15 protein-coding genes and 1 pseudogene are annotated in these 17323 nt (G+C 67.5%); 8 read left to right on the top strand and 8 right to left on the bottom strand.

Annotation, left to right across the window (positions count from 1 at the left end; genetic code table 11):
* Positions 1–114: 114 nt before the first annotated feature.
* Positions 115–315 (bottom strand): annotated as a pseudogene (locus tag MAA8898_RS27280) (histidinol dehydrogenase); the annotation flags it as partial.
* Between MAA8898_RS27280 and MAA8898_RS27275 the strand changes: the two are divergent.
* Together MAA8898_RS27275 and MAA8898_RS11585 are read left to right on the top strand one after the other, a co-directional pair.
* The gene (locus MAA8898_RS27275; RefSeq protein WP_176445134.1) at positions 233–823 is read left to right on the top strand and encodes a hypothetical protein; all 591 of its coding nucleotides are present in this window, start codon (positions 233–235) and stop codon (positions 821–823) included. The pseudogene MAA8898_RS27280 and the gene MAA8898_RS27275 overlap by 83 nt on opposite strands.
* Positions 820–1824 carry an ester cyclase gene (locus MAA8898_RS11585; protein ID WP_094021170.1) on the top strand — a complete coding sequence of 335 codons (1005 nt, stop codon included), beginning with the start codon at positions 820–822 and terminating at the stop codon, positions 1822–1824. The genes MAA8898_RS27275 and MAA8898_RS11585 overlap by 4 nt, the downstream gene beginning before the upstream one ends.
* A 38-nt stretch (positions 1825–1862) precedes the next feature.
* On the opposite strand, the gene MAA8898_RS11580 is transcribed toward MAA8898_RS11585, so the two are convergent.
* Together MAA8898_RS11580 and MAA8898_RS11575 are read right to left on the bottom strand one after the other, a co-directional pair.
* Positions 1863–4238: a YbcC family protein gene (locus tag MAA8898_RS11580; protein ID WP_094021217.1), complete on the bottom strand. Its 2376-nt coding sequence runs from the start codon at positions 4236–4238 to the stop codon at positions 1863–1865.
* 16 nt (positions 4239–4254) lie between these two features.
* The gene (locus MAA8898_RS11575; protein ID WP_094021169.1) at positions 4255–5817 is read right to left on the bottom strand and encodes a proton-conducting transporter transmembrane domain-containing protein; all 1563 of its coding nucleotides are present in this window, start codon (positions 5815–5817) and stop codon (positions 4255–4257) included.
* 104 nt (positions 5818–5921) lie between these two features.
* On the opposite strand from MAA8898_RS11575, the gene MAA8898_RS11570 reads away from it, so the two are divergent.
* Positions 5922–6815, top strand: coding sequence for a LysR family transcriptional regulator (locus MAA8898_RS11570; protein ID WP_217900498.1), 894 nt, complete (start codon positions 5922–5924; stop codon positions 6813–6815).
* A 15-nt stretch (positions 6816–6830) separates the two neighbouring features.
* Here MAA8898_RS11570 and MAA8898_RS11565 read toward each other — a convergent pair whose 3' ends face one another.
* The 5 genes from MAA8898_RS11565 to dctP form a co-directional block, all read right to left on the bottom strand.
* Positions 6831–8351 carry a malonate--CoA ligase gene (locus MAA8898_RS11565; RefSeq protein WP_094021167.1) on the bottom strand — a complete coding sequence of 507 codons (1521 nt, stop codon included), beginning with the start codon at positions 8349–8351 and terminating at the stop codon, positions 6831–6833.
* A gap of 14 nt (positions 8352–8365) precedes the next feature.
* On the bottom strand, positions 8366–9613 hold the full coding sequence (locus MAA8898_RS11560; protein WP_094021166.1) for a malonyl-CoA decarboxylase: 1248 nt from the start codon (positions 9611–9613) through the stop codon (positions 8366–8368).
* Positions 9610–10929 carry a TRAP transporter large permease gene (locus MAA8898_RS11555; RefSeq protein WP_094021165.1) on the bottom strand — a complete coding sequence of 440 codons (1320 nt, stop codon included), beginning with the start codon at positions 10927–10929 and terminating at the stop codon, positions 9610–9612. Before MAA8898_RS11555 ends, MAA8898_RS11560 begins: the two co-directional genes overlap by 4 nt.
* Positions 10929–11444, bottom strand: coding sequence for a TRAP transporter small permease (locus MAA8898_RS11550; RefSeq protein WP_094021164.1), 516 nt, complete (start codon positions 11442–11444; stop codon positions 10929–10931). Before MAA8898_RS11550 ends, MAA8898_RS11555 begins: the two co-directional genes overlap by 1 nt.
* A gap of 92 nt (positions 11445–11536) precedes the next feature.
* A complete protein-coding gene (dctP, locus tag MAA8898_RS11545; protein ID WP_094021163.1) occupies positions 11537–12517 on the bottom strand; it encodes a TRAP transporter substrate-binding protein DctP in 981 nt (326 codons plus the stop codon).
* A gap of 141 nt (positions 12518–12658) precedes the next feature.
* Between dctP and MAA8898_RS11540 the strand changes: the two genes are divergently transcribed.
* The 5 genes from MAA8898_RS11540 (at position 12659) to MAA8898_RS11520 (ending at position 17318) form a co-directional block, all read left to right on the top strand.
* Complete coding sequence (locus MAA8898_RS11540) at positions 12659–13312, top strand: GntR family transcriptional regulator (RefSeq protein WP_094021162.1); 654 nt, start codon at positions 12659–12661, stop codon at positions 13310–13312.
* A 477-nt stretch (positions 13313–13789) separates the two neighbouring features.
* Positions 13790–14464, top strand: a complete 675-nt coding sequence (locus MAA8898_RS11535) for a Crp/Fnr family transcriptional regulator (RefSeq protein WP_245853381.1) — start codon at positions 13790–13792, stop codon at positions 14462–14464.
* Positions 14465–14682: 218 nt separating this feature from the next.
* Positions 14683–15690 carry an ABC transporter substrate-binding protein gene (locus MAA8898_RS11530; protein ID WP_094021160.1) on the top strand — a complete coding sequence of 336 codons (1008 nt, stop codon included), beginning with the start codon at positions 14683–14685 and terminating at the stop codon, positions 15688–15690.
* Positions 15691–15753: 63 nt separating this feature from the next.
* Entirely contained in the window at positions 15754–16560 is an 807-nt protein-coding gene (locus tag MAA8898_RS11525; protein WP_094021159.1) for an ABC transporter ATP-binding protein, read from the top strand.
* Positions 16557–17318 (top strand): ABC transporter permease, encoded by a 762-nt coding sequence (locus tag MAA8898_RS11520; RefSeq protein ID WP_094021158.1) that lies wholly within the window; start codon positions 16557–16559, stop codon positions 17316–17318. Before MAA8898_RS11525 ends, MAA8898_RS11520 begins: the two co-directional genes overlap by 4 nt.
* Positions 17319–17323 lie beyond the last annotated feature (5 nt).

Genomic DNA, 17323 nt, shown 5'->3' with positions numbered 1-17323 from the left:
GAGAACAGCCGATTGGGCTGCGCGGCCCCGACACGCGCCCACGCCAGCATGTGCGACCGGACGGCGGCACGCTCTGCCGCCTTGCGCCGGGTGCCGCGTCCCTTGGTCCCGGCACGAACCCGTCCGGCCCACCCCGTGACGCTGGTCCGCGGCCTCGTCGGTCGGCACCTTCTGGCAGGAGTGCGTCTCGAGGAGCTTGGCCGCCCAAAACCCGCCGGTTTGGCGCCCGGCCTTGTTCGTCGGCAGCGTGTGGTTGGTGCCGATCCCATTGTCGTCGGCGGCGATCAGCATGGTTTCGGTCGGGCCGGCAAACAGGTGCCTGACCTTCCCCGACAAGGGCATTGCCGAGACCGACGAGCATGTGCACCGGCGCGATCGACCCGGTCCCCAGGGCCATGGCACCCACGGTCTGGATGGGGCGCCGCCAGGTGTCCAGGAATTCGATCGCCCCTGTCTTGGGGCCGCAGCCTGTGATGCCCATCCAGCGGCAGCCCTGGACGAAAAGCTGGCCGATGCCGACGATCAGGATTTCGCCTGCGGTCGGGTCCTGAAGGCCGGCACTCTTCCGCATCGTCGTGGTCCTGTTGCAGCCGGACGATCTCAGGAGGACAGGGAACGCGCGGTTGGCGATGGTCAGGCCATGGTTCTTGACGCCGATGAGACCGCCCCGGCGCTTGCCGAGATTGCGCAACCGGGTATCCGCCGCCTGCCTTCTCCCCACAGGTCCTGCTATCTTTGCAAACACCCGCGAGAAGGCTGGACAGCGGTGCGGCAAGTTGGGAAGTGTTCTCCGCAAGCGCATCCAACAGGGGGGCTCCGGTGACATCTTTCCAGGCTGAAAAGGACCTCGTCCGCCAGTTTCACGCGGCCCTCGACGCCGCCGCACCCGCCGACCTGGAGCCAGTGGCCACGAGATTTGCGACCGATGACTGGCTGTGGCGCGGCTTTCACCCCTTTGGCGAGCTGCGGGGGTCGGGGGCCGTCGCCTCCGCCTTCTGGAGCCCGCTGCGGCAGTCGCTGACGCGGATGCAGCGGCGGGTGGACATCTTCATGGCCGGGCGCAACGAATTGGACGGCTTTGCCTCGGTCTGGGTGGTGTCGATGGGCCACCTGATGGGGCTGTTCGACCGGCCCTGGCTGGGCATCGCACCGACGGGCAAGATGGCCTTTCTGCGCTATTGCGAGTTCAACCGGGTCGAAAACGGGCGCATCGCCGAAACCGCGATGTATTTCGACATACCGCACCTGATGATGCAGACCGGGCTGACGCCTTTTCCGCCACAGACCGCCGCGCACCTGGTCCAGCCCGGCCCGCTGACCCACGACGGGCTGCTGTTCGGTCCCCAGCCGGAGGCGGAGGGCGCGGCGACGCTGGCCGCGATCAACGCGATGATCGGCGACCTGGGCACCTGGCAGCTGGGTCTGCCGCTGGAGGAGGAACTGGCCCGCACCTGGCACGACGACATGATCTGGTGGGGACCGGCGGGCATCGGCGCGACCTACACCATCGAGCGCTATGCGAAACAGCACTCGGCCCCGTTCCGCGCCGCCTTTACCGACCGCTCCAAGACCCGGCACATCTGCCGCATGGCCGAAGGACACTACGGCGGCTTTTTCGGCTGGCCGAACTTTACCGCCCGGCACAAGGGCGGCTTCATGGGGATGCCCGGATCGGACACCCCGGGCGAGATGCGGGTGATCGACATCTACCGCCGCAGCGGCGACAAGCTGGCCGAGAACTGGATCTTCATCGACCTGCTGCACTTCTGGAAGACGCAGGGCGTCGATATCCTGGCCCGCATGCAGGCGGTGCCGCGTACCTGAGGCGCGGCGAAGAGACCTCCGCCGCGCCGCTTGTCCATTCAGGCCGCCTGCGCGAAGGGCCTTTCGCCCGACCACGACAAGCCCGGCCGGTAGCGCGCCGCGATCCGCCCTTCCTTTAGCGTGAAGAGGTGCAGCCAGCCGTTGTCAAACAGCGCCTGCACCTCCGGGTGCTTCCTGAGCACGTCGGAGATCGCCGCCTCGGGCGCCTCCACCAGCACGGACAGCCGCAGCGGTTCATGCGCCAGGTGCTGGCCGTCATGCACCGCCTGCCACGGCAGGCCGGGCCGCAGCCGACCGCCGTTGCCCTCGACCACGCCGATGCCGCCGGTGACGTTGTGGATCAGCTTGTTGCCGCCGCCAAAGACCTCGGGCGCGATGGCCGAGCCGTAGTATTGCAGGCTGATCCAGCTGGCGACCACGACCGGCGCGGTCAGGATCAGTTCCAGCGTGGCAAAGCCCTCGTCCGTGGTCCAGTCGTAGCTGTGCAGGAAGGACCGACCGCCCAGGTCGGCCTGCGCCGTGACCGCGCGCGGCGCCGCGACAAAGGCGGCGCAACCGGCCAGGCCCCACTCCGGGCGCACCTCGGCCCAGTTGGTCGCCCGCGCGGCCACGGTGTCGGCGGTCGCGCCCTTGATCCGCAGGGCGCGTTCCGCCCGCGCCTGCGCGCCGGCCGCCTTGAGCCAGCGCTGCGCCTGCTTCAGCTCGGCCCGGTGATCCGGGGCGGCGGTATCGGCATAGAGCGTGACCGCGTCGGTGGTGGTGTCGTGCAGACCGGCCACGAACAGCGTGTCCTGCGGCAGGTCGATGCCCTGCGCCGTCAGGCCCGCCCGCGTTTCGGGATCGTTCAGAAGTTGCGCCAGCAGCCGGGCGGACACCTCGCCGGTGTGACCGCCACAGGCGCCGCAGTGATAGGCGCTTTCGTGCGGGTTGTTGGTGACCTGCGCGCCGTGGCCCAGCAGCAGGACCAGCTTGGCAAAGCCGCCGGTCATGCTCATCGCCTTCAGCACCTTGGCGCCGATCTCGGCCTTGGTCTGGGCGTCCAGCCCGCCGACGACCTGTGGCGCCGGGTCGGCCCTGGTTGCCTTGGCGTGGCCCAGAGCGTCCTTGACCAGCTTGGCGCCGTAGAACGGCCCTGCCGCCTCGACAAAGGCAAAGGACGACACCGCCGCCTGCCGGAACCGGCCCCAGGCACGGACGGCCCGCGCCGAGATGCGGCTTTCGATCTCGTCCGGGCCCTGCGTGCCGCTGGTCGAGGTGAGGCCCGGGGTCAGCAGCACCGGCAGGTGGCTCTCGACCGTGTCCGAGCCATGCGCGGTATGCGCCAGCGGCAGGCCAAAGAACCCGGCAAAGCCGATTGTCTCGATGGCCGGGTTCTGCGCCTCGAGCGCCCGCCGGAACACCTCGGACCGCACGTCGATGCAGAAGGCGGCCTGCAACACCGGACGGGTCGGCGTGCCCTGCGCGCCGCCCAGTTGCAGGGACAACTGCCGCTGAAAGGCACGCTCGGCCGCGTCCTGGAGAATGGCGTCGATCACCTGGTCGGGTGTCGGCGCGACCGGGGCGGCATGGGCGGTGACCACGGCGTGCCACTGGTCCGCGATCTCGGGCACATGCGCCAGCAGCGCCTCTTCCCATATCAGCCGGATGGCCAGCAGGTCGCCCAAGGTGTTGTCGCTGTCCCCGGTCAGTTCGGCCTGCCACAGCAGCCAGCGCGCGTGCTGCGCCCAGCCGCCCAGGTCCGCCAGCAGTCGGTGGAACGCCGTCCCGGCCGCGCGCTCATCCAGGCCCAGCCTTTCGGCGGCGCGCAGGATCGACCGTTCCGGCGTGTCTGGCGCATGGGCGGCGTGATCGCAAAAGCCGCGCAACCCGGCGATTTCCGGCGTCAGGTCGCGGCTGGCCCAGGCCTGCCAGGCGGCAAAGGCGCCGCGCCCGGGGGTGTGTGACCACAGCGCCTGGCCCCGGTCGAAATACCCCGCCGCCCAGAGGCCGAAGGTCCGTTCGATCACCGCGGGCCAATCCGTGCCCGTCGCCTGCGCCGCCAGTTCCGCGATTGTTGGCAAGGGCCGGGGCGCGGGTGCGTCCATCGCGACCTTGGCCCTGAGCAGCGCGAGGTCGTGCGGCTTGAGCGCCGAGGGGCAGGCGATCAGCGCGGCGGCAAGGTCGTCGTTGGTGATCTTGCCGGCCTTGATGTCGGCGGCGTAGTCCGACCGGGGCCGGGTCAGGACCACCCCGGCGACCCGTGCCAGTCGGGCGCTGGCGGTGGCCAGGTCCTCATGGGTCTGGCCCAAGGCAGGGTTGACCGCGACGGTGGCGTCCAGCGGAAAGGCCGGGGGAATCGCGCGGGCAGCGCTGCGGGCGGCGTCCAGAAGGCCGGAAACCCGTGCGGGAGAGATCTGGGTGTGCTGCATGAACATCTGCATATCCTTCCGATCAGTTCGAGGTCGTCGTCCGGAACCCGCCGATAAAGCGGTCCAGGAGCGCGTTGAGGTAGAGGCCGTTGGCGATGTGGACGCGCAGCCCGGCGCTGGCCGGGTGATGCGCCCAGAGCGGCAGCAGGGCCTGGGCAAAGGCCACCAGGCCAAAGGATGCCAGCGCCAGAACGATCATCGCCCATTCCAGCGGGCCGGGCATCGGGGCCTCGGGCAGCGAGGGCCCCCAGACGGCGGTCGCCAGCAGCTGGAAGCCGAAGTAGGAGGCCGCTGCCCCCAACGAGGCCAGCGCCGTGCGCCGGGTCAGGTCACGCGGCGCGGCATCGGCCAGGCCCTGCGCCACAAGGTAGGCGACGCCGAGGATCAGGATGGTGCCCAGCGCCAGCGCCTGCGGCGACTTCGGACCCGCCAGCAAGGTGAATACACCCGCCATCACACCGTAGATCAGCAGCGCCAGCACGAAGGACTTCATCACCGCGCCGACCCGGGGCACCGCCACCGGCCCCGGCCGCCGCAGCGACGCCACGGCACGGACCGCGCCGCCGGAGGACAGGAAGGCGTGCGCCTTGTAGAGCGAATGCGCCACGATGTGCAGCAGCGCCAGCGGCCAGAGACCCAGCCCGCATTGCAGCAGCATGAAGCCCATCTGCGCCACGGTCGACCAGGCCAGCGAGGTCTTGACCGCGCTTTGCGTCAGCATCACCACGGCGCCGAACAGGGCGGTCAACCCGCCGATCATCACCAGCGCCGCCATCGCACCCGCGCTTGCCTGCACCAGGTCGGCCGAGCGGATCAGCAGGACGCCCCCCGCGTTGATGATCCCGGCGTGCAGCAGGGCAGAGACCGGCGTGGGCGCCTCCATCACCTCGGTCAGCCAGCCATGCAGCGGAAAGGACGCGGTCTTGAGCGCCGCCGCCAGCACGATCAGGGCGACCGCGAGGTGCCCGGTCAGGGTCAGCCCGCCCCTGGCCGCCTCGGCCAGTGCTGTGAAGTCGCCGGTGGCATAGGTCGCGGCCAGCAGCAGCGCCGCCAGCACCAGGGCCACGTCACCGGCGTGCCAGACCAGCGAGAACTTGGTCGCCGCGCGCCGCGCGGCCTGCCGCTCGGGGTAGAACAGCAGCAGCTGCCGCAGGACCAGGCCGACACCAGCAAAGGCGAGGATCAGCACCATCAGGCTGCCTGCCTGCGCCAGCACAAGGACCGTGGCCAGCGTGCCCAGCATCAGCCCGTGAAACCGGCCCTCGCGCGGCTCGCCGTCCAGGTAGCTGCGGGAATAGCGCATCACCACCCAGCCGATGAAGGCCACCAGAACGGTCATCGTGGCGCTGATGGCATCGCTGCGCAGCGTCAGGGCCAGAGGGCCTTCTGCAAGGGTGACGGTCATCGGTCCGGCGGCCAGGAACTGGAACAGGCCCAGCAAGGAGAGGCCCAGCGCGACCAGCGCCGCCGTCTCCGGCAGCCAGGTCACGACGCGGGGGCGCAGGCCGGGAGTGCGGGCAAAGACCAGCGCGGCGAGGACAAGGACAACGGGGGCAAGCAGGCTAGCCGGGAGGTCAGGGGACATGGCGCGGTTCCTCGATCGAGTTGCGTTCGAGGTGTTTCTAACGGCTGGAAGATTTTATAAAATTACATATGTTGTGGCTTATCGTTCTGTCTGGTGAAAGAGTCATGTCGCTGAACCTGCATCACCTGCGCCTGTTCCGGGCGGTCGCCCGCGATGGCACCCTGACCGGCGCGGCGCGCGCGCTGAACCTGTCGCAATCCGCGCTGTCGACGCAGGTCAAGGCGTTGGAAGCGGCGCTGGGCCACGATCTGTTCGAGCGGCGGGGGCGAGGGCTGGTGCTGACCGAAGCGGGGCGAATCGCGCTGGATCATGCCGAGGCGATCTTCAAGACCGCCAAGGACCTGAGCGCGACGCTGAAACACGCGGCCACCGCGCGGCGGGTGATCCGCATCGGCGCGCTGGCCACGCTGTCGCGCAACTTCCAGATCGGTTTTGTGGCGCCCTTCATCGGCCGGCCGGATGTCGAGGTAGTGCTGCGGTCGGGCGCGCAGGCCGACCTGTTGCGCGCGCTGGAGGGGCTGTCGCTGGACGTGGTGCTGACGAACCTCGTGCCCGCGCGGGATGCCTCCAGCCCCTACCTCGTGCACCAGCTGTCGGAACAGCCGGTCAGCCTGGTGGGGCCGCCGGACCGGCTGGGCGTGCCGCTGGCCGACCTGCTGCGGGACGAACCGCTGATCCTGCCGACGCCCGAGGCCGCCCTGCGCGCCTCCTTCGATGCGCTGGTGGGGCGGCTGGGGGTGGTGCCGCGGATCGCGGCCGAGGCGGACGACATGGCGATGCTGCGCCTGTTGGCGCGGGCGCGGGCGGGGCTGGCGGTGATCCCGCCCATCGTCGTGCGCGACGAACTGGCCTCGGGCGAGCTGGCGGACCTCGCCCACCTCGACGGCATCACCGAGGTGTTCTGCGCGGTCACATTGCAGCGCCGCTTTCCCAACCCGCTGGTGGCCGAGATCCTCGCGGCCTTCCGCGAGGGGGATGCAGAGGCGCCGCCCGCCTGAGACCGCCCCCCGGGGTCAGTTGGCCGGTGCGAAGAGGTCCGCGAACTGCGCGCGCAGCACGTTCTTTTGCACCTTGCCCATGGTGTTGCGCGGCAACTCGTCCAGCACGACCAGCTTTCTCGGCTGCTTGAACCGCGCCAGCGACGTGCCCAGCGCCGCTTCGATCTGCGGCAGCGATGGCGCCTCTCCCGGCTTGGCCACCAGCACGCCCACCGGGCTTTCACCGAAATCCGGGTGCGGCACGCCGATCACCGCGCTTTCCAGAACGCCGGGTTGTTCGTCCAGCAGCAGCTCGATCTCCTTGGGGTAGATGTTGTAGCCGCCGGAAATGATCAGGTCCTTGTTGCGGCCGACGATGGTGGCGTAGCCATCCGCGTCCACCGTCCCGAGGTCGCCGGTGATGAAAAAGCCGTTGGCGCGCAGTTCCTCGGCGGTCTTTTCCGGCATCTGCCAGTAGCCCTTGAACACGTTCGGTCCGCGCACCTCGATCTGGCCGACCTCGCCCTGCGGCACCTCGGCGCCGGTCGCGGGATCGGTGATCTTCAGCTCCACCCCCGGCAATGGGAAGCCGACCGTGCCGGCCCGGCGCTCGCCCTCGTAGGGGTTGGAGGTGTTCATGTTGGTTTCGGTCATGCCGTAGCGTTCCAGGATGCGGTGCCCGGTGCGCTTTTCGAACTGCACGTGGGTTTCGGCCAGCAGCGGGGCGGAGCCCGACACGAACAGCCGCATGTGTCCGGTCAGCTCGGCGGTAAAGCGTGGGTCGTCCAGCAGCCGGGTGTAGAAGGTCGGCACACCCATCATGGTGGTGGCGCGCGGCATCAACTCGATCATCTTGTCCAGGTCGAACTTCGGCAGGAACAGCATCGACCCACCCGCCACCAGCGACACGTTGGTCGCCACGAACAGCCCGTGGGTGTGAAAGATCGGCAGCGCGTGCAGCAGCGCGTCGCGGTCGGTAAAGCGCCAGTAGTCGGCCAGCGTGACGGCGTTGGACACCAGGTTTGTCTGGGTCAGCATGGCGCCCTTGGACCGCCCCGTGGTGCCCGAGGTGTAGAGAAAGGCGGCAAGGTCGTCGCCGTCACGCTCCACGGTGTCGAACTGCTCCGGTTGGCCTGCGGCGAGATCGGCAAAGCTGCCGCTGCCGTCGGCGTTCAGCGTCTTGAGGGTGGCGCCATGCGCGGCGGCGATCGGGGTCAGCGCGGCCTCCGTCTTGGTGCTGCACAGCACCAGCGCGGCACCCGAATTGCCGATGAAATAGTCCAGTTCGGCGGCGGTGTAGCCGGTGTTCAGCGGCAGGAAGATCACGCCCGCCTGCGCGCAGGCGGCGTAGACGGCCAGCGCCTCGGGCGACTTGTCGATCTGCACGGCAAGGCGATCCCCCGCCCGGACTCCCAGCCCGGTGAGGACATGGGCATAGCGCGCCGCCATGCGCAGAAAGCCGTCATGGGTGAGGGTCTGCCCGTCGGCCAGGTGCAGGAACGGGGTCTGCTGTCCCAGGTGGCGGCGAAAGAGCGTGTCGTAAAGCGGGTTTGCCATGGGCTATCCAGTCGTCAGAGGGTGGCGGGCAGGGGTTTGCGCGCCAGTGCGCGCAGCGGCGAAGACGCGGCCACCTTGTTCTTTGTCGCGAAATCTTCATGGTTCTCGGTGATCTTGCCGAGGTCGTAGAGGTAGTTCACCATCGCGCCGCCGGATCGTTCCAGCCCGTTGGGCGACAGGTCCGCCTGGGCGTGGATCTCGTGCACCAGCGCGCCGTTCTTGAGGTGAAAGCGCGCCACCGGGTCACGCGGGGCGCCGCTGGCGGTCTTGGCCTCCAGCAGGTAATGCGCCGCCATCTGGCGCAACAGGACCGGGTCGGCGGCATGGTGCTGCAACCTGGTTTCGTGCAGCCAGGCCATCAGCCCGGGAATGGGCGACAGGGTGACAAAGGTCTTGAGTTGCGGCAACTCGCGGCTGAGGTCCTCGACCACCTGCTTGATCAGCGAATTGCCAAAGGAGATGCCGGCCAGCCCGTCCTGGCAGTTGGAAATCGAGTAGAACACCGCGGTATCGGCCTGTGTTGGCGGCAGCTGCGTACGTTCCTCGGCCAGCACCCCCTGGATCGAGCCGGGCACGCCCTTGGTCAGCGCCACCTCGACAAAGATCAGCGGCTCATCCGGCATCGCCGGGTGGAAAAAGCCGAAACAGCGCCGGTCGGTGGGTTGCAACCGGCGGCGCAGGTCGTCCCAGCTGTGGATCGCGTGCACTGCCTCGTAGGCGATGATTTTTTCCAGGATGTGCGCCGGGCTCTGCCAGTTGATCGGGCGCAGCACCAGAAAACCGCGGTTGAACCAGCTGGCAAAGAGGTGGCGCAGGTCGGCGTCCACCCGCGCCAGCGCCGGGTCGTCCTTGACAAAGCGCAGCAGGTCGCGGCGCATTGCCACCAGACGCGCGGTGGCGCCCGGCACCTGGTTCAGCCGCCGCGCCAGTTCCTGCCGGTCCGGTTCAGAGGCAACCATCAGCCTGCGGAAGGTCGACTCGCTCCGGTCCGTGGCATAGGCCGCGACCGCGGCCGAAAGGGCATCGGTGTCGATGTCCATCTCTGTCGCGAGGAAGGAAAAGAACGCCTTGCGCCGGGTGTCGTCCATCGCCTCGTAACCATCCAGGATGCGACGGGCGAGCGCGTAGCCCGACACTTCGCCGGTGCTGGTCAGCAGGTCGCGGCACAGCGCCTCGATCGTCCGCCCGTCCGACCGCAGCGGGCCCAGCGCGGGCATGCTGCGGTCGATCAGGGTCGACAGCATGTCGGCCAGCAGGCTCATCGTGCCGGTCCCATCAGGTAGTCGGGCAGCCAGGTCGCAAGACCCGGAAAGATGCACAGGATCACGATGGCCAGTGCCATGCAGCCGACAAAGGGCAGCGAGCCGACGAGGATCTTCTTCAGCGAGATGTCCGGCGCGATGCCGTTGATCACGTAGAGGTTCAGGCCCACCGGCGGGGTGATCAGGCCGATTTCCATGTTGATGGTCAGGATCACGGCAAACCAGATCGGGTCGAACCCGGCGGTGGTGATGATCGGCAGCAGGATCGGCGCGGTCATCAGGATCACCGCCACCGGCGGCAGGAAGAAGCCCGCGACCAGCAGGAACACGTTGATGATGCCCATCAGCACCCATCGGTTGACCTCGAGCGCGGCGATCCAGCCCGCCACCGACTGGGTGACAAAGAGCGACGACAGCATGAAGGAGAACACGCCCGCCGCGCCGATGATGAACAGGATCATCACCGACTCGCGGGTCGAATCGCGCAGCACCACCCACAGCGCCTGCGGCTGGTAGAGCCGGTAGACCACCATCGCCACGATGATGCAGAGCAACGCGCCGACGGCCGCCGTTTCCGACGGGGTCGCGATGCCGCCATAGAGCGCGTAGAGCACGCCGATGATGATCAGGAAAAAGGGGATGACGCGCGGCAGGATCTCCAGCTTCTGCTTCCAGCTGTAGGAGATGCCCGACAGCGCCACGCCCGCCGCGCCGCGCCGCCAGGTGTCGTAGATCGCCCAGGCGATGAACAGCGACACCAGCAGCAGGCCGGGAATGACACCGGCCAGGAACAGCCGGCCGATGCTGGTCTCGGTGGCGATGCCGTAGACGATCATCGTCACCGAGGGCGGGATCAGGATGCCCAGCGTGCCGCCCGCCGCGATGGACCCGGCGGCGACCTCGTCGGGGTAGCCGCGCTTGCGCATCTCGGGGATGCCCATCTTGCCGATGGCGGCGCAGGTGGCGGGGCTGGAGCCGGACATGGCGGCGAACAGCGCGCAGGCGCCCAGGTTCGACACCACCAGGCCGCCCGGCACGCGGGTCAGCCAGCGTTCCAGCGCCTCGTAGAGGTCCGGCCCGGCGCGGGTCGAAGAGATTGCCGCCCCCATGATGATGAACATCGGGATCGACAGCAGGGCAAAGCTGTTCAACTCGCCGTAGAACAGCTCCGGCAGCGCCATCAGCGCGCGGGTGCCGTCGAAGACGATGAGAAAGCCGGTGGCGACGATCAGCAGGCCGGTGCCCACCGATACGCCGGAAAACAGCACGAGCACGGTGCAGAGCGCGACAAGTGCGCCAACAACAAGCGGATCCATCAGTGCCTCCGGTCTTCGGCCGCGACGGGGGCGGCGGGGTCATCGCCGATCACGACCATCCAGAGGTCGGCGGCAAGCTGCAACAGGAACAGGCCAAAGCCCAGCGGAACGGACAGGTAGGGAATCCACAGCGGCACCGCCCAGACCGTTTCGGATTTCCAGCCGCGTTTCCACGCGAAATGCCACATGTCGTAGGCATAATAGAGCATCACCGCGATCATGATCCCGGTCGCCACCAGCGTCAGAAAGGCCAGCACGCGCCGCCCGGTGCGGCCCAGCATGGTGGGCACCAGGTCGACGCCGACATGGCCCTTGAGCTTTTGCACGTAGGGCAGGCCGATCAGGGTCGCGCCGATCATCAGGTAGATCACCGCCTCGGTCTGCCAGATGGTCGATTGGCCCAGCACAGCGCGGATAAAGATCATCTGGCAGGTGATGAACACCGAGGCCAGGATCATGAAGGCCGCGATCACGCCGCAGACGGTCGAGATATACCCGATGGTCCGGACGGCCATAGGCTGTTGGGGGGCTGTATGGGTCACGGGGCGGCCCTGTCCTGCTCTGAAGGAAAGGCACCCGCCGGTGGGCCGGCGGGTGCGGTGTCAGGTCACTCGACCGAAAGCGCCATGTCCAGCAGGCGCTGGCCGTCCGGGGTCTCTTCGACGAAGGCCGGATAGGACGAGGTCTTGGCCAGGTCCTGCCAGGCCTGGAAGTCCTCGGCGGTCATGTGCGCCAGTTCGACACCGGCATCGGCAAAGGCCTTGGCGGCGGCGTCGTCGCCCAGCTTGGCCTGTTCGAGATAGAAGGCTTCGGCCTTGGCGGCGGCGGCGGTCAGCGCGGCCTGCTGCTCTGCGGTGAGGCCGTCGAAGGTCGACTTGTTGATCAGCAGCGGCTGGTACATGAACCACAGCGCGTAGTCGCCCGCCGGGGTGTAGCACTTCAGCTGTTCATACAGGCGGAAGCTGACAAAGCTCTCGGACGAGGTGTTGGTGGCGTCCAGCACGCCGGTCTGAAGGGCGGGATAGATTTCCGACGAGGCCATCGACGAGATCGACGCACCGGCCGCGGCCAGCATCTGTTCGAACGACTTGCCCGCCGCGCGGATCGAGATGCCCTGCACGTCGGCCGGCTTGGTGATGCAGCCCTTGTTGGAGCCGAAGCCGCCTGCGAGGTAACCGTGCACCAGCACCATCACGTCGTCGCCGGCCATGATCTTTTCGATCTCTTCCATGAAGGGCGAGGCCGAGAGGCGCGCGCCGTGGTCGTGGTTCTTCACGAGGCCCGGCATCAGGGTCAGGTTATAGGCCGGCTGCTGGCCGCCGGCGTAGGACAGCGGCAGCACCGTCATGTCCAGCTGTCCGCGGCTGAGCGGGGTGTACTGCTCGCGCGCCTTGAACAGCGTCTGGTTCGGAAAGATCTGGATGGTCAGATCGACCCCGGCGGCGGCGACATCCTCGGCAACCATCTGCGCCACCTGGTGGCGCACGTCGCCTTCGGACCACTGGTGCGACAGGCGCAGTTCGGCGGCCGACGCGAGACCGGCGGATAGGGCAAGGGCCGCAACGGCGGCGAAGAGTTTGTTGGTCATGGAGTCCTCCCAAAACGGCCTGACCGGGTTTTCCCGGTGGTTGGCCGCGCAAGTCCTAGGCAGCAATTATTCAGAGTCAACTTTTTTGTATACAAGAGTTCGAATCTTGCATTCCGTCTTGACAGGCCCGATACTGACGGGATGGATGTGCGGCGCGCCGATACGATAGTCGAGGATCTGGAACAGATGATCGTGACCGGCGCCTTTGCCGATGGCGCCCGGCTGGACGAGATCCGTCTCGCCGAACGCTTTGGCGTCTCGCGCACACCGATCCGCGAAGCCCTGCAAAAGCTGGCCGCCTCGGGCCTGGTCGAGCAGATCCCGCGCCGCGGCGTCTTTGTCCGCGAACCCGGTCCGGTGGAACTGGTCGAGATGTTCGAGGCCATGGCCGAACTGGAATCCGCCTGCGGCCGGCTGGCGGCGATGCGCATCACCGAACCGTCGCTGGACGCGCTGCGCGAGGTCAACGGCCGCTGCCGCACGGCGGCCGAAAGCAGCGATGCCGACGGCTATTACCGCGAGAACGAGCGGTTCCACCAGTTGATCTATGCCGCCGCCGAAAACGGCTACTTGCAGGAGCAGGCGACGCGCCTGCAAAAGCGGCTGAAGCCGTTCCGCCGGATGCAACTGCGGGTGCGCGGGCGGCTGGAACAGTCGATGGCCGAACACGAGATCATCCTGGACGCGCTGGCCCGGGGTGACCGCGAGGCCGTGGCAAAGACCCTGCGTGACCATGTCGCCGTGCAGGGTGAAAAGTTCCACCACCTGATCCTGCACCTCAAGGCCAAGAGCTGAACACCGCGCCCATGATGGCCACGGGTCGGTCCTGTGTCGGCCTCGTGTGTCGCAAGTGCAGGCGTGACGCGTGCAGCCCTCGGCCGGGGTGAATGTCGAGGCTCCGCGCCCCGGCGATGCCGTCCCCGGCTGTCGGCGGTCACTGGAGGGTGTCCCGTGCATTCCGATGACCCGGGGCCGGGTGTCCGATGGGGCCGGGGATACAGTCCCGAATGGGCCGATCACTCCCGACCGCAGGGTGCGCTTCGGCGCTTTGGGCCGACGGTTTTGAAAGCTGATCCGCCCTGCCGGGCACCGCGCGTAACCGAAGCGTTGAAATCGGTGCGTCCTGTCAACTGAAGATTGATTTCCGATGTGCCTTTGCCTAGGTTCATCCATGAGGGGTGCGCAGGGAAGGCGACAATGCGCACGATTGAAAAAAGACATGTTTCCAAGGAACTTCCGTTGTGTTCGGCGTGTCGGATACGCCGGTTGGGCGTGTGTTCCGGGGCTGACGAAAAAGGGCTGGACCAGCTTGAACTGCGCAAGACCTACCGCCGCTATGCGCCGGGAGAGCGTATGGCCAGCGCGGGTCTGGACCTGCCGCAGATCGGCACGGTGCTCAGCGGCACGGCCACGCTCAGCCGGACGCAGGATCGCGGCACGCGGCAGATCGTGGGCCTGTTGCAGAAGGGCGATATCCTGGGGCGGCCATGGCGGCACACGACTCCCTTTGATGTCGAGGCGCTGACCCCGGTCGAGGTCTGCGCCTTTCGCACGCCCGTGTTCGAAGACCTGCTCGACCAGATGCCGGGCCTGCGGACGCGGATGATCGAGATGATCCAGGACGACCTGGACGCCGCCCGCACCATGATGACGATCCTCGGCCGCAAGACGGCGCGCGAAAAGATCGTCAGCTTCCTGGTGCACCTGGCCTTGCGGCAGAACTCCACCCCGGAACGGGGCGCATGCGAGGTCGACATGATGCTCAGCCGCGAACAGATCGCCGACATCCTGTCGCTGACCTTCGAGACGGTGTCGCGCCAGATCATGGACCTGGAACGGGCGGGCCTGATCGTCCCGCGCACCCGGCGAATCTTTTGCATCCCGGAACTCCAGGCGCTGATCCAGTTGTCCGGGGATGACCACGACGGGGCGCTGATCGACTGCTAGACGGGGGTCGGGAACGCGGTTCGCGGTCCTTGTTCCGAAACAGCAAGCGCCCCGGGGACGCCGGTCAATTTCGCAGTTGCCGGAAAATTGGGCGCATTGCATAGTTCTTGCCGGATACAAGGCGGTTCACCGGCCGCGGACCGGGTCCGATGCGTGGGACATTCCCTTTGCACCGGGCCCGGCCAGTGTCGGATGCGACTGCAAACAGGGAGACTTCCATGCTCAGACAGACCTTCGCGGCCTTTGCCGCGACCATGGCGCTTGCCGGCGCGGCCTTGGCCCAGACGGCCATGCCCTTCGCGCTCGACTGGAAATTCGAAGGCCCGGCCGCGCCCTACTTCGTCGCCATCGACAAGGGCCATTTCGAAGCCCAGGGCCTGACGGTCGAAATCTCGGCCGGGCAGGGCTCGCTCGATGCGATCCCGAAGGTGGCGACCGGCGCCTTTCCGGTGGGCTTTGCCGACATCAATTCGCTGATCAAGTTCCTCGATCAGAACCCCGGCGCGCCGGTGACGGCGGTGATGATGATCTACGACAAGCCGCCCTTTGCCGTCGTCGGGCGCAAGTCGCTGGGCGTCGAGGCCCCGAAGGACCTGGAAGGCAAGGTGCTGGGCGCGCCGCCGCCGGATGGCGCCTGGGCGCAGTTCCCGATCTTTTCCGAGGTCAACGGCCTCGACATGGCCAAGATCACCGTCGAGCCGGTGGGCTTTCCCACCCGCGAGCCGATGCTGGCCGAAGGCAACGTGGCCGCGATCACCGGCTTTTCCTTTTCGTCCTATCTGAACCTGGTGCGGCTGGGCGTGCCCGAGGATGACATCTCGACCATCCTGATGGCCGATCATGGCGTGCAGCTCTATGGCAACGCGATCATCGTCAACACCGACTATGCCGCCGCCAACCCCGAGATCATCACCGGCTTTCTGACCGCGGTCGCCGCAGGCTGGAGAGACGCCATCGCGGACCCTGCCGGCGCCACCGCCAGCCTGATCGAACGCAACCCGGCCGCCGACGCGGAGCTGGAACAGCGCCGCCTTCAGCTGTCGATCGACGCCAACGTGCTGACGGACTGGGTACAGGCCAACGGCCTGGGCGGGATCGACGATGCCCGCATGGGCGAGGCGCTGGAGCAGCTGTCGCTGACCTATGCGTTCACCAACATGCCCGACGCCAGCCTCTATTTCACCGATGCCTACCTGCCCGATGCCTCGGTGCGGATGCTGAAGTGATCTGATCCCGGCCCGCGGCGTCGATCCGGTGCCGCGGGCCAAGACTTGAACGGAGGCTGGCGCGTGTCGAACCCGCTGATCGAGATCAAGGGCGTGAAACACGCCTACAAGACGGACAGCGGCCCGCTGCCGGTGCTGGACGGGCTGGAACTGAGCGTGCCCGAGGGCGGCTTTGTCGCCGTTGTCGGCCCCTCGGGTTGTGGCAAGTCCACCCTGACGCGGTTGATCGCCGGGCTGATGAAACCCGACGTGGGCGAGGTCTGGCTGCACGGCGAGCGGGTCAAGGGCCCGCGTTCGACTGTGGGAATGGCGTTCCAGAACCCCGTGCTGCTGGAATGGCGCACGATCCTGCAGAACGTCATGCTGCCGTTGGAGATCGTGAAGACCGGCATGTCCCGCGCCCAACAGGAGGAACGTGCGCGCAAGCTGTTGGCGCTGGTCGGGCTGGAAGGATTCGAGGAAAAGCGGCCCAGCGAGCTGTCGGGCGGGATGCGGCAGCGCGCCTCTCTGTGCCGCGCCATCGTGCACAAGCCCGAGGTGCTGATCCTCGACGAACCGTTTGGCGCGCTGGATGCCTTCACCCGCGAGGACCTCTGGCAGACCATGCACAAGGTCAAGGCCGAGGAGCCGTTCACCGGCGTGCTGATCACCCATGACCTGCGCGAGTCGATCTTCCTGGCCGACCAGGTGGTGGTGCTGTCGGGCCGCCCGGCGCGAACGCAATACGTGATGGACGTGCACCTGACCGGCGAGCGTGACCTCGAACACCTCTACACCCCGGAAAGCGCCGAGGCGCTGGCCGTGCTGCGCCACCAGATCCAGATTGCCCAGGGCCGCGCGCCCGCCGAACCCGGGGAGGCCGTGGCATGAACTGGCAGAAGATCGCGGTGCCGCTGGCGGCCATGCTCGCCTTTGGCCTGTTCTGGGAGGCGCTGGTCTGGGTCAACGGCTGGCCGAACTACGTCATGGCCTCGCCCTCGGACCTGCCGCCGGCCTACGCGAAATACTGGAACCTGTTCCTGATCATGGGCTGGCAGACGCTGTGGCGGACCGTGGTGGGCCTGCTGCTGGCCATCGCCTTTGGCGTGCTGCTGGGCATGGTCATGGGCTTTTCGCGGCTGATGCGCGATGCGCTCTACCCGTTGCTGGTGGGCTTCAACGCCATCCCCAAAGCGACGGTGGTGCCCATCGTGGCGCTGCTGTTCGTGGGCGACCACAACTTCAACACCATCCTGATCGCCTTCATGATCTCGTTCTTTCCGATCGCGGTGTCGGTCTCCATCGGGCTGTCGACGCTGGAGCCGGAGTATCGCGATATCCTGCGGTCGCTGGGCGCGTCGCAGACCACGATCTTCTGGAAGATCGCGCTGCCCAAGACGCTGCCCGAGTTCTTTGGCGCGCTGAAGGTGGCGGTCACCCTGGCCTTCATCGGCACCAACCTGATGGAGATCGTCTCGCCGCACGGGCGGGGTCTGGGGGCGTTGTTCGACTCAGGCAAGACCAACTCGGACTATCCGCTGATGTTTGCGGTCCTGATCGCGCTCGCGCTGATGGGCATCCTGCTCTATTATGTGGTGGTCGCGCTGGAGAAGGTCTTTGCCGGCTGGGCGGAACGTGCGCCCAACTGAGACGG

Source organism: Antarctobacter aquimaris (assembly GCF_900184945.1).
Lineage (GTDB): Bacteria > Pseudomonadota > Alphaproteobacteria > Rhodobacterales > Rhodobacteraceae > Maliponia > Maliponia aquimaris.
Note: the sequence above shows the minus strand (reverse complement) of the source record. Positions and strands in the feature narration are given on the sequence as shown.